At 41.5% G+C, this 11,835-nt stretch carries 20 protein-coding genes; 5 read left to right on the forward strand and 15 right to left on the reverse strand.

Translation table 11 applies throughout. From position 1 onward, the window contains the following. Positions 1–681 precede the first annotated feature (681 nt). The 14 genes from C9I99_RS21210 to C9I99_RS21290 form a co-directional block, all read right to left on the reverse strand. Positions 682–918, reverse strand: coding sequence for a hypothetical protein (locus C9I99_RS21210; RefSeq protein WP_107350837.1), 237 nt, complete (start codon positions 916–918; stop codon positions 682–684). A gap of 36 nt (positions 919–954) precedes the next feature. Continuing rightward, positions 955–1,506: a hypothetical protein gene (locus C9I99_RS21215; RefSeq protein WP_107350838.1), complete on the reverse strand. Its 552-nt coding sequence runs from the start codon at positions 1,504–1,506 to the stop codon at positions 955–957. Positions 1,507–1,611: 105 nt separating this feature from the next. After that, positions 1,612–1,899: a hypothetical protein gene (locus tag C9I99_RS21220; RefSeq protein WP_146151181.1), complete on the reverse strand. Its 288-nt coding sequence runs from the start codon at positions 1,897–1,899 to the stop codon at positions 1,612–1,614. A 984-nt stretch (positions 1,900–2,883) separates the two neighbouring features. Next, positions 2,884–3,063, reverse strand: a complete 180-nt coding sequence (locus tag C9I99_RS21240) for a hypothetical protein (RefSeq protein WP_107350954.1) — start codon at positions 3,061–3,063, stop codon at positions 2,884–2,886. A 45-nt stretch (positions 3,064–3,108) separates the two neighbouring features. Beyond that, positions 3,109–3,438, reverse strand: coding sequence for a hypothetical protein (locus C9I99_RS21245; protein WP_107350843.1), 330 nt, complete (start codon positions 3,436–3,438; stop codon positions 3,109–3,111). Between the two features lie 11 nt (positions 3,439–3,449). Continuing rightward, the gene (locus C9I99_RS21250; protein WP_107350844.1) at positions 3,450–3,836 is read right to left on the reverse strand and encodes a hypothetical protein; all 387 of its coding nucleotides are present in this window, start codon (positions 3,834–3,836) and stop codon (positions 3,450–3,452) included. A gap of 50 nt (positions 3,837–3,886) precedes the next feature. Then, positions 3,887–4,246, reverse strand: coding sequence for a hypothetical protein (locus C9I99_RS21255; protein WP_107350845.1), 360 nt, complete (start codon positions 4,244–4,246; stop codon positions 3,887–3,889). A 9-nt stretch (positions 4,247–4,255) separates the two neighbouring features. Continuing rightward, positions 4,256–4,735, reverse strand: coding sequence for a hypothetical protein (locus C9I99_RS21260; RefSeq protein WP_107350846.1), 480 nt, complete (start codon positions 4,733–4,735; stop codon positions 4,256–4,258). Between the two features lie 12 nt (positions 4,736–4,747). Beyond that, positions 4,748–5,053 carry a hypothetical protein gene (locus C9I99_RS21265; RefSeq protein WP_107350847.1) on the reverse strand — a complete coding sequence of 102 codons (306 nt, stop codon included), beginning with the start codon at positions 5,051–5,053 and terminating at the stop codon, positions 4,748–4,750. Between the two features lie 111 nt (positions 5,054–5,164). Beyond that, positions 5,165–5,509, reverse strand: coding sequence for a hypothetical protein (locus C9I99_RS21270; RefSeq protein ID WP_107350848.1), 345 nt, complete (start codon positions 5,507–5,509; stop codon positions 5,165–5,167). An 8-nt stretch (positions 5,510–5,517) separates the two neighbouring features. Next, entirely contained in the window at positions 5,518–5,727 is a 210-nt protein-coding gene (locus C9I99_RS21275) for a hypothetical protein (protein ID WP_107350849.1), read from the reverse strand. 35 nt (positions 5,728–5,762) lie between these two features. Further along, positions 5,763–6,479: an NYN domain-containing protein gene (locus C9I99_RS21280; RefSeq protein WP_107350850.1), complete on the reverse strand. Its 717-nt coding sequence runs from the start codon at positions 6,477–6,479 to the stop codon at positions 5,763–5,765. 62 nt (positions 6,480–6,541) lie between these two features. Then, positions 6,542–6,826 carry a hypothetical protein gene (locus C9I99_RS21285; protein ID WP_243734679.1) on the reverse strand — a complete coding sequence of 95 codons (285 nt, stop codon included), beginning with the start codon at positions 6,824–6,826 and terminating at the stop codon, positions 6,542–6,544. 63 nt (positions 6,827–6,889) lie between these two features. Then, positions 6,890–7,288, reverse strand: coding sequence for a hypothetical protein (locus tag C9I99_RS21290; RefSeq protein WP_107350851.1), 399 nt, complete (start codon positions 7,286–7,288; stop codon positions 6,890–6,892). Between the two features lie 246 nt (positions 7,289–7,534). Here C9I99_RS21290 and C9I99_RS21295 point away from each other — a divergent pair, with 246 nt between their 5' ends. Beyond that, entirely contained in the window at positions 7,535–7,951 is a 417-nt protein-coding gene (locus C9I99_RS21295; protein ID WP_107350852.1) for a hypothetical protein, read from the forward strand. 52 nt (positions 7,952–8,003) lie between these two features. Here C9I99_RS21295 and C9I99_RS21300 read toward each other — a convergent pair whose 3' ends face one another. After that, on the reverse strand, positions 8,004–8,483 hold the full coding sequence (locus tag C9I99_RS21300) for a hypothetical protein (RefSeq protein ID WP_107350853.1): 480 nt from the start codon (positions 8,481–8,483) through the stop codon (positions 8,004–8,006). 336 nt (positions 8,484–8,819) lie between these two features. On the opposite strand from C9I99_RS21300, the gene C9I99_RS21305 reads away from it, so the two are divergent. The 4 genes from C9I99_RS21305 (at position 8,820) to C9I99_RS21320 (ending at position 11,792) form a co-directional block, all read left to right on the forward strand. Next, positions 8,820–9,203, forward strand: coding sequence for a S24 family peptidase (locus tag C9I99_RS21305; RefSeq protein ID WP_166645499.1), 384 nt, complete (start codon positions 8,820–8,822; stop codon positions 9,201–9,203). Positions 9,204–9,207: 4 nt separating this feature from the next. Beyond that, positions 9,208–10,461, forward strand: a complete 1,254-nt coding sequence (locus C9I99_RS21310) for a Y-family DNA polymerase (protein ID WP_107350855.1) — start codon at positions 9,208–9,210, stop codon at positions 10,459–10,461. 341 nt (positions 10,462–10,802) lie between these two features. Beyond that, entirely contained in the window at positions 10,803–10,997 is a 195-nt protein-coding gene (locus C9I99_RS21315; protein ID WP_107350856.1) for a hypothetical protein, read from the forward strand. A gap of 93 nt (positions 10,998–11,090) precedes the next feature. Then, positions 11,091–11,792 (forward strand): hypothetical protein, encoded by a 702-nt coding sequence (locus tag C9I99_RS21320; protein WP_107350857.1) that lies wholly within the window; start codon positions 11,091–11,093, stop codon positions 11,790–11,792. The last annotated feature ends 43 nt before the right edge of the window (positions 11,793–11,835 follow it).

An 11,835-nucleotide genomic window follows, 5' to 3' on the forward strand; every position in this document is an offset into this window, starting at 1 on the left:
TTTGTATCTTATGTTAGCAACATACAAACAAACATACAAACATTGATTGTTTAAAACGTAACCGATATCAAGTTTCATGTGGTTCGGACGAGGAACGATGATCAAGGACGGCACTACCTTTGGTTGGTAACGATCGTTAGATCAATATTGGATCTTGCATTCGGTGAATTCCAGTTCTCCGAAACTAAAGCTTTTCAAAGAGTTAGGTAGTGCTGGATTTAGCATGAAAACAGACAATAAAGATCGCCCATAAATTGCGGATCCAGACATTAAAGTTTGCCCACTGCATAGCTTGTATTGAATGTTGGTAACTTGTGGTATTGGTGATGTGACGCTGTAACTGTTTTGCTGGGTAGTTTTTAGTGGGTAATGCTGGTGGATTAGCAAAACTCTAAACAGCGTCTATATTTGAGGAAGGCTGATCACTTTTAGGTTAGTACGCACCGATAATATCTTTTTGCTCCTTGCCGCAGCGTTTGCACTTGCGAGTTTTGTATCTGGCAATAATGTCCATAGATGGCCTGTTGTCGGTATGATCCCATTTTGTCCACGCATGGATACCAATTTTACACCTTAGGCTAGCTGGTTTTCCGGCCATAGTCGTACCTTCTTTGTTTATTAAGGGCGGTGTTACTCAAGGTAAATGCTAATTAACACCGTCCTAGACTAGTATATTTAGCTCTATACATAACCGTCTGGTTTTATTCCAGAGGTCACGAAGTCTGCGATTATTTGACGTCTAGCACCAATTGGTAAACGGTTGAACTCATCTATGTTTTTCTCGTAGAGAGCTATCGCTTTATTCTGCACGTCACATGTATAATGACCCCCTGCTCTGTCCAATCCACAGCCAACAATACTGGCTATGTCACCTCCGAAATACTCCATTAAAATATCCCTGTAGCTTTTCTTTTCCATGCTAAAATATCCTTACTAATTAATATTCTAACTATATCATTGATTGTTGATGTTATGTTTTGCTAAAAGTTGTTCAGCTTCGACTCCGTAGTGATCATCCCAAGTCCAGTTTCCGCCCATAAAATGTACTACAGTAATATCTTTACCTTCCACATTGATAGTAAACTCATCGAGTCTATTTGTTTGCTCCCAGTCTTTTTCAATGACTTCAAAGTATTGTTCATCATCATTACGGCTAACTTCGTACCATTCAGATAGTTCGGAATTAACCTTTTTCATTATTTCCTTGGCAACTGATAATTCAAATACGGGTATTGCCCAGCCATTCCATCTTTTTTCCGCAATGGAATAACCCTCATAAACAAATTCTCCATCGAGACTAAAAACCCCTTTCTTATATTCAGTGGGCAGTGATTCGACTACTTCAAAAATTGATTCGTCGGTTGTTTTTATACGTCTGACAAATCCACCACCAACCGGATGAATTGTTAATTCTTGGCTATCGTTAATATTTACTTTGTAATACTGATTATTACCGGAGATGCGTACAAAGTGGCCTTTTGCCGCAGCTTCAATTAGCTTTTTCATGTTAACCTCAATTACAGTCGTGGAAGTGGTAAGTGCGTATTAGTAGGTTAACTTAATCTGGAGATTTGCAAGACGTTGTAGGTAAGAGGTAGAAGGTTTAGCGGATTACCCCACAGCAATTCTAACAAAGTTTGCAACCGCTACCCATAATGTTACGCAGAACGCGATTACCATCATGATATTTATAGCCGCTTCATTTCCAACTATACCAGCTAAAGCCTTCCTTATAAGCAATGCAGGCAAGGAGGCTATAAAAAGAAGCTTTTTAGGCTGGCTTATTTCCGAGAATTTGAGTCCATTGGTATGCAGCGAAACTGCATAGCTGAATGAACAGTAAAGGTAGGCCACTGATAGAGCCATAATTATGTTAATCATATGTTTACCAAAATCCAAAACACCCCCCATTCGTTTAGTTTTCTGCGCTGTTCTGTTCTTGGGGATCACTGAACCAAACAGTTGTGGCTGGTAAAAAATTGCCAAATTCCAATGTTAGTAAGTTACTTTAGTCTCGCGTATCGCTCAAACGAGCATCATTGTTAGTGATTAACTTAATAGCGCAACTTGAGCAAATTAAGTCCCTGACACTGCCTGCTATCCCATCCGACCTAATCTTCTCGTTTAACTCTTCTTGGCTGGGAAGTTCATTTACTAGGCACTTTGGAATTGTGACGCAGCTGCTCTCGTGACCACCAAATTCATGCCCACAAACGGGACAAGGCATCCAAAACCAACCACCAGACGTTGCCCAGAAGCGCCTTAATGATATAGGGAGCCACTTTATTCCAAAGGCGTCCAATTTCATTTTGGTTGTGATTATGAAGCCCATATTGTTCATAATTTCCTACCTATAATTTTAAATATATGTTACTGCCTAAGTCAAAGTCATTACTCCGGTACTATCTTTAGTCATCAATCGCAGGATCTGCACTTTTGATATCATCGGTATTTGCCGTGACTCTCCAGCCTTCATCAATGACCATAAAAGGTTTGCCTGCTTTTTTTTGCCCTTGAAAAACTTGCCGCGAGGGAGCGTTTCATACTCCAGACAGTCCATATTTAGGATTGTTCATTGATAAATGATCTAATTTATTCATGCCCTCACTGCTTGGTTAACTTGCTTGCACAGCTTTCACACCATGTACCAAGGATTTTTACGCTAAGAGGCTGTACGCATGATTCACTTTCAATTTTTTCTTTATTTTTAGTTAGCGTGACCATCGTTTCACCAACCCAGAGATCGCGTTTACACTTATCGCACTGGCAAAAAATTTTACTCATATTTTTCCTATTAGCCGGTGGCAACGCCGAACCGGTCATTTTATTGTTCATCTGGCCCTGGCTAACTACTACTGGAGGACGCGCCATCACCCCAACTTTCTAAGCTTCGGTATACTCAGATTTAATCCGCTTTGCTATAGCTCTCAGCTCAAATTCAGCTTCGAATAGATAGTTGTTATCACGGCGATTGATAACCGGTGATCGTTCGACATTCCTATTTAAAATCTTCGCTGCACGTAAAAGTAACCACGCCTCATAGTGCTTTTTCAACCAGTTCATAACACCTCCCTTTACGGTGATGTCCACGGCCACCATCCCAGTTTCCTACTTTGGTTCTTTACTGAGGTTGAGTCCGTCAATGAAGCCGGACATAAGGGCTAGTGTCACGTCATCAAGGTCGCACTGTTCGACTGATAGTTGAATTACTGCCACTTGTTCATCAAACAGCAAGCATGCTTCAGTTGCTCTGAAAGTACCGCATTGTTCAACGGTAACTGACGTTTGTTTAAGGACGCTCATTAGATCCTCACGGTCACACTTGGGCTCATAAGGAACTGTGTCCAATTTAGAACTAGCTAGATCGCAACCCATCAGCATTGTTAGCACTAAGATTCCGATAGTTACCTGTTGGTTAACAATTCTATTCCATGTCATGATGTTTCCCATCACGCAGTGACTAGGGCGTGAGCCCCAAAATTATAGGCAGAAAGATTGTCAGCAAGCTCCGCATTACGGGCTAAGAGCTCGACGCAATTCTTTTCCCAAAGCAAGATGAACCATGGGTCATCTTCTAACCCTTCAAGTTCGTCGCGTTTATCATCTAGCTCATAAAGACTCGATACCAAATGAGCGTTTTCAAACTTTCCACCACCAGTAACTACTCGCATTTCAAACGTGCACTCTTTGAGATTAAGGGCATTGTGATAAGCAAGAAATAAAAATAGTGCTTGATTGGAGTAGTCACCATCTGGGGATAACCCGTCTCCACCAGAACGCAGTAAAGCTACAGCTTCGTTTGTCTGTGGACAGTACAAGTGATGTGTTGAACTCATATTTTCTCGATTCCTTTTAGTTTCCAATATCGTTAATGGAGACTTCACCTTTACCCGAAGTAGTCAGTATACGCATCACAAATGCACAGCAAGTTATGCTCTATTTCATTAGGAAAAAACTCGAAGAGTTCACGCTGAGAGATGTCACCGCCGCTGTGTTGACGCTCAAAAATCTCGATAAAGTAAACGGGCGCGTCTTTGTAAAAATCTTTATCTAATCGAATTTGCAGATACTCGTTATGGTATAACTCACCGTCATCTCTAGTAGTGCAGAATAGATTGTCGTTGTCATCATCTATTTCTAGAACAGCTATACTCTTATCCCGATCACTCAATATCTGCACCACGGCCAAAGTGATATCCATAGGAGAAATTCTATCTGAACCATGCTCTTGCAGAACTATTTCCATATATGTTTCCTACAAGGCTCTAATGCCATTTCTATCCATTGATAACCATTTAAACTCAGGTTCTAAATCAACATCCATCTTTGATTGAACCAAAGCAACCACAGTGCCACCTTGATCAAGGTGTTTATTGATCAATGGGTAACAATTGCAATCGGCAAAGCCTAGCTCATCGATAACGATCGTGACTTTACCATCACCAAAGTAATCAGATATATCGGTGGGCTGTGAAGTCTTATCTCTCAAAGCGCATACATCAATGACGATGACATTAACACCATCATCTTTTAACACTTTGGCTAGTCCTGACTTTCCAGAACCCGATTGGCCTTCTATGCCAATGAAGCGCGGCTTCCCTGTGAGTACCAAGTCACAGATAGTTGATGTAATCAGCTCTAAATGCCTAGTGAAGTCAACCTTGCGTTCACTTGGGTCATGCTTGAAAGCATGATAGATAACTTGTGTACCTTGTATTGTAATTTCCCGTTCCATACGTTTCCTATTTTACTGATAATTGTGGTTATTCGCTAAGATGTCATCAATGGACATATCATCATTAAGCGCCTTTCGAATGTGATACTTTTCGTTATCATCCAAACTCCGACCTATTCTTGACTCAAACTGCTGTACTTTGTTCAAGTAATCAATAGCTAAAATTTCGTCATCTAGAATTAACTCTTTAGAGAGACAACGAACTAATTCAACGGCCTCTCGACTTGCTTCTTTCGCTTGCATTCCGTTAGTCGTATAGCCTTGAATCGCAGCCAAGAGACAAGACTTTTCAAATTCTCCAATTTCAATTTTTTCCATTCTAAATTTCCTATCACGATAGTTTTTAGAAAACTGTGAACGTTTCCTACCTAGAATTTAAACTGTATGTTTCAGCCAAAGTCAAAGTCAATACTCCGGCACTATTTTTAGTCAGCATTCGTGCTCAAGTGTTTCACAATACTCAGGCAGGCCACATGCACCGAATTGAGTTGGTCTAGGGCGTACATGACCGTATCGCATTGTTCTCTTTTTCACAGGTGGGAATGATCTATTTACCATGTAATATAGCCGCATAAAGTAATCATCTTGAGTGGCAAGATGCCCCACCAGGAGCTCCCACTCTTTATGCTTGCAGAGTTCAGTTTGGCTTACTAAAAATTCAAAATCCTCTCTATGTTCATCCAATCGTTTAGCGATGTTTTGAGAAAAATTGAGCTGATCATTTATTCCTGATTTTTTTACATACCCTAGTTTATTAAATAACCTATCAATCATATTTATACTCACACCTTGAGTTTAAATTTTGAATTGGCATTGGTAATAATGGCATCACCAATCGCAGGTTCTACTTTTTTGATATCATCGGTATTGGTCGTGACTGTCCAAGCTTCATCGTTCGGACTGCTTGATAAACTTTCTAAGGCAACTCGCACAGTTTGAGCTTCCGTCTGAGCTTGGCCATTAGTCGTAATTACTGCTTCTTTGTTCAACATGAGTATTTTCCAATATTAAGAATGGTTAATCTGATTCAAAAAAGACCATGTGGATAAGGTTTAATTCGAAGCTTGCCATTCAACTTGCATATATCGAATCGCTCCATGCTTCGTATCAATGTGTCTAAGCTTTTTGCACCAAAGAAACTGGGACAGAAATTAGGTTCGGTTTTTCTTAGTCTTTTTTCTATTAGTTCTAACTCAACCCAACTTGGTGTATTGCTTCTATTTATCTTTTGGTAGCTACTAAACACTTGCGTACATAGGGATTTCCTACGGCCAAAAATATTAATCATTTTTTTTGATTTGAACGTCGATTTTTGTTTAGTAACATTGTAATAAAGGTTAAGTGTTTCTACATAGTGGGGCTTAGTGTGCGCTGAGCCAACACCGTATACATCGACACCAATGGCGCGAAGTTTTGTGGCTACGATTGAGAAGTCACTATCACTTGATACAATTATTATACATGGCACTTTCTCACTAAGACCCAGTTCTAGGGCTTGTAATGACAGAGCTATATCTGCAGAGTTCTTTCCTTTATAAGTGCACTCAACATGTCTAACATTCTTATACCCGCCTTTTACATCGGGTTTGTGTTTAGCATCACCGTAAGTGCTAACATTTATGTTATTGGAATGACAACAAGCGATTTCTATCGCTTGTTCGTACTCAATGCTGCTGATGTTTTCTATATCAACTAGTACAAATGCACAATCGTACATTGCCGATTTAGTCATCACAGGTGTCATAGATTTTTTATCCTTCGATTCCTAAAAACTGCTCTAAAGTAACAACTGCTGATTGCCAATCTTTAGCCACGAATGCTTGCTCGTCCTTTTTCATAGTAATTTGCGTTTAATTGAGAGCCGAGCCCAATAAGTGGCATCAATCCCTCAGCCAAATCAGCTTCTTTTCGGGCAATTTGTACATCAGTAACACTAGCTGACCACCAAAGTAGCTCACCGTCGCATTCTTGCGTTACGCATGTTGCGCCTTGCGGCCAAAGAAAACCACCTGTCTTGATCATGTCTAAGAGTGTTAGGTCTATCGACGGAGCAAAGAGTGCTACATCGATGTTGATTTCTATATCAGCCATCAGTTTCCCACATTCAACTACCAACCAGATTCGTAAGCAAAAATTTTCTTTCTTACCACCAAGCTAGCGTTCTAATTCTGCCACGGTGCCGGTTGGCTGGAACTCAATAGACACGTTACAAATTTCATGCTCACTTTGGGCTAGAGTGATGGTTTTGGTGACCTGGCATCCGTCGTTACTTACCGCAATTAGGAACTTATCGGCTTCACCGGCCCCGACAATCGAGTAGGTTGGGTTCTCTCCGTTGGACCACAGTGCGTAGCTTGGATTGACAAACTCACGTCCCCCAATATCTACCTTTGTAGTGGAATAGCGGTCAATTTTAGGAGCCATGTATTGGTAAGAGGAAAAGTCACTAGACTTGATTGCTACTGTGTATTCTTCGTAAGTAACGGTTGATTCGGTAGATGCGTGGGCGGTGATTGCTGCAAAAACCAGATTGGCTAGTATGAATTTCTTCATTTGAATCCTTATGACAAAAATTTAGTTAGTTTGAGAGTAAATTCATTGGCTGACCCGTAAATGTCGGCCTGACTTCGAGAGTAAGTATCAGTTAATTAATCTGCCCACCCTTGAATGTTGCGTTAACTTTTCCGCTCCTTTTTGTCCCCCATATAAAATTATTTTTAATTTTTTTCTCCACGGACTTATTTTTCGGTTTTGTTGAGCGTTAGTTACGGTATCACTGATAAAAAAGGAAATAAGCAGATGAAAAACCTATCTCTAACACAGCAGCTATTAGACCGTTGTAACCGTGACGCAGCTATTTCGTTAAGCTACTTCGCTATCACCAAGGAAGGTGTTGAAGACATTATGGATAGTATTGATGATGTAAGCTGGTATAAGGTCGAGGAGGTCTTTGATGACTGCCATCCTGGAGTTACGGCCTTGTGTTGGGATGTGTTGTTTCGTACGCCTGATTACACATTACTACCAGTGGCTGTTCAGTTCCTTGATTCTGTCGTTGCCTATTGTCGGCTAACGGGCTTAGATGTGCCAGATATCAACGTTGGCTACAACACCAATGAATGTGATTATGGTTTTGAGGATCAGCTGATTATTCCGCTGGTGCTACAGGCCCGGGCAGTATTAGCAGCAGAGCGTTTCCAAAAAGCAATGGCTTAGTTAGCCTTCCCCCGGCATGGCCGGGGGAGCTTCGCTTGTCTTGGCGGTAGTGTTACATAAATAAAAATGCATACAGTTCCATTACCGCCCCGCAAGTAACAGCAACAACCGTAAGAAGTGCTAAGACTGGAAGGCGACTCATAATGCTTGATTCTGCACACACTATATCGATCATGTGGTTATCTTGGTCTTGCTCGCTCATTAGTCGACTTAGGTTTGTGGCTTGCTTTGCAGTCATGCTATCAAGGTTCATTAACTGCAAGAATGATACGGATTTTGAGAACGTGTTTTCACTGAGTTTTAACCGGTAATAGAGCTTCTGTAATCGAATAATCTTACTCAGATTTGTATGCCTACTTCGTTTTAGATAGCACTTAAACTCGGTTAGGCTTGCTAAATGCTTTGATGCAATTTTGTCACTACCCAGCTCCTTATCTATTGCGTGGAGATCGCAAATTAAGGTCGATAACTCAATTATCTCATCCAGTTCATCGGTTGGCATTTTCTCTAGTGCATCTTTAGCGTCAATCATCATCATCTCATTTGATAGCGTTTGCTGTATATATGCAGTATGCGAAGAGTTTGGGCGTTTCCATGACCTTTTCGAGCCTTTTTACCCCCCCACATCATCGCTTTAACCTAGACGACTCGGAAATCAATTACTTGGAATGTGCTTCTTTGTCTCTGCCTCATCCTACGTTACTAACTACCTGTTATATCGAGCGTAATACCTTGCTTTGTGTTGTTTAGGAACCCCCAAAAGCAATAAGGCACCGGACAATAAATGCATTTACAGTACGTTGCATATAGCTGTAATTGAATGCTTGATTTATACTGTGTTTATATACAGTATTTTGGGTTCGATATTATGATTTCGGGTATCATGACAGGCTTCGGCAATGTAGCAGCCGACTACAAAGAGAATGGATTGTCGCTAGATCAGTTGCTTATTGACCATGTTTCTTCAACATTCATAGCTAGGGCTAAGGGCAATAACATGCGTCGAGCTGGCATACACGCCAATGACATTTTGCTGATAGACCGAAGTTTAACAGCGGAGCATGGTGACATCGTACTTGTTGTTATGGCCGGTGAATTCTATTGCCGACAGTACGATGAGATCAACCGTGTAATTTATGACGATAAGACTCGTATCCCCCTGACCAGTGAAGAGTCCATATTGTTTGAGGCTGTCGTTACTCGTAGTATCCGGTGTCACCGGAGCATTCCGTCACTTCCCTCAATAGGTTAAAAGTATGGTATATGCTTTAGTCGATGCTAATTCCTTCTACGCATCAGCTGAACAGGCCTACCAGCCCAGCTATCGAGGCAAGCCATTGATAGTTTTATCGCCAAATGATGGAATCATTGTTGCAGCGAACAGCTTAGCACAACAGTATGTTAAGAAATTTCGACCTTTCTTTGAGTTCGAAGCCATTGTTGAGCAGAAAAACATTATTTTTCAAAGCTCTAACTTCGAATTGTACTACGAGATCAGCGAACGCATGATGCAAACCATCGGTCAGTTTGCCCCGGAAGGGTATGTTTACTCGATTGACGAGAAATTTTTGAGATACAAAGATAGTGAAAAAACAGACTGGCATGACGAAGGAAAATTGATAAGAAATACTGTGTGGCGTAACTGCAGGATACCGGTATGTTGTGGTTTTGGAAAGACATTGACTCTTGCCAAATTAGCCAATCAAGTTGCGAAGTTAGACAAAAAAACTGGCGTTCATGTGCTTATAACTACAGATCAAATTAAAGAGGCACTACCGAGGGTGCCTTGCGGAAAGGTTTGGGGTATCGGTAGAAAGCTAGCGAAGCGGTTGGAGTTTATGGGCGTACATACAGCGCTTGACCTTGCCACTATGGATATAACCAAAGTCAGAAAGAATTTTTCGGTTGAAGTTGAAAGGGTTGTGAGAGAGTTGCGGGGGGAGAAGGCTAGGCCGTGGGGAACGACTCGCGCAGATAAAGTACAGATATTCTCAAGCCGTACCTTTAAAAAACGGATAACTGAAAGAGAGTTACTGTCCCAGGCGTTAGCAAATCATGCAGTAATCGCGTCGAGAAAACTAAGAGAGCAAAAGTCACTAGTTAAAGTGATCACTGCATTCGCTCAAACCTCATCTTTCGATGACAAGCCAGTGTACCGGCGCCAACTTGTTCAATTAAGTTACCCCACCGATGATGCCACTGTAATTTGCAGGCACGTCAACGAAATGCTTGATGATCTTTTTATGCGGGGAGTGGCATTCAATAAGGTAGGAGTTGGCTTACTGGACTTATCTTCTGCCACGCACGCTCAAACTGACTTATTTGCGCCTGTGTCGAACGACAAGCTCATGAAAGTATTTGATAAGCTCAATACTCAATATGGGACTGACAGCGTGTTCTTGGCGGCGCAAGGGAGTCCTAAGCAGCGTTCAAATTGGGGAATGAAGCGGGATAAGCTGTCTCCACGCTATTTAACGCAGTGGTCAGAATTGCCAATCGTCAAATGTTAGTGTTCGTTGGTCGGCTTAAACCAAGTTTTTCTAAGCTAATACAGTAGGTGATTGCAAATCACCTACTGTATTAATAGCTCACAACACTTTCTAGCCCCCTTTAAAAAATAATTGCAACTTTTTCGCTAAGCTAATTTTGGTACATAGTGGGCTACAAGTGGCTATAAACTACTACATAATGTGCCTATTGTTCTAATTTGCACTATCTGTAGGACTGGTGAGTGTGAATAATAATTGGACAGTTTTTTGTGCAATTCGTATAGTAAGGTTGTAGCTGGACAGGGAACTGTAGCTGCTGTATTATTCGCCACCCATAGAACGGACGAGTTAAGGAGGGTGCTATGACAGCGAAGAAAGACAAACAACGCAATGGTATTCGCCCTATCGCGATCACTGAAGAGCGTGCACTAGAAATTATTGGAGCGTCACTGCAGAATGTTAGCATCACTAACACTGAGTCGCGCTCTATCACAGCACCAATGCGCGAAACATTTAAGCGCTTTGCTAATTCCTTTATTAAGGTGGCAAATCTCTAAATTTAATTAGGGCCTGCAATCGGTTTCTCAAACATGTTAAAATAACCCCAATTTCTTCATTGATTTTGGGGTTTTTGTTTATGGGGCAATCTTTTGACTGATAAGCGTTGGGTATTCAGAGAGCTGGTCAAGGGTGACAGGCACGTTGAAGGCTTAATTGCCTATGCGCTATATAAGGTTGAAAAGGACCGCCTTGCTGAGCGATTGAGAGCCGAAGACAAGCTGGAAGATGAAGTTGAAGCATCTCTTAAGGACTTCCACAATCAAGTGCTTCATTCGGACAGAATGCAAGATAGCTATCTTAAAGAGGCAGTTGGTATTGTCTATGACTCTATCCAGGAGTCTATAAAAAATATCAATGCTGACTATGCAAGAAAGGAAAGTGAGCGTAAGCAAGAGCACGACCGCGCCATCCAGCAACTCAAGGCTGAGAAAACTAAACTCATCAACAAAAGAAATGAAATTCCTGCTGAAATTGCAGCTGGTGTTGAAAAGGCGTTACCCAAGTATGTCATGAAAGCAGCTCAAGCGCATAATTCCCATTGGTTCAGAAGGTTATGTAATTGGCTTGTTGGTGGCTTTGCTGGCTACGCGGCAGGCCTAGTAATTGTAAGTGCTACTGTGTTGTTCTTGTTTTGGTCAGCCGACAAATCCGACCGAGACGGGCTGCTAGCGACTGCTTATAGAGAGGTTTACGAAATATTGATTGGTCACCCGCCTGAAACGGAAACTAAAGTGGCTGATGTTGAACACATAGAACCAGGCCCAAAGAAAACAGCATCTGTTGGGGATTAGAATCCCCTCCCCTCCCCTTTTCTTTTCTTTGCCAGTGTTCATC

It is taken from the genome of Photobacterium lutimaris, assembly GCF_003025555.1.
Taxonomy (GTDB): Bacteria; Pseudomonadota; Gammaproteobacteria; order Enterobacterales; family Vibrionaceae; genus Photobacterium; species Photobacterium lutimaris.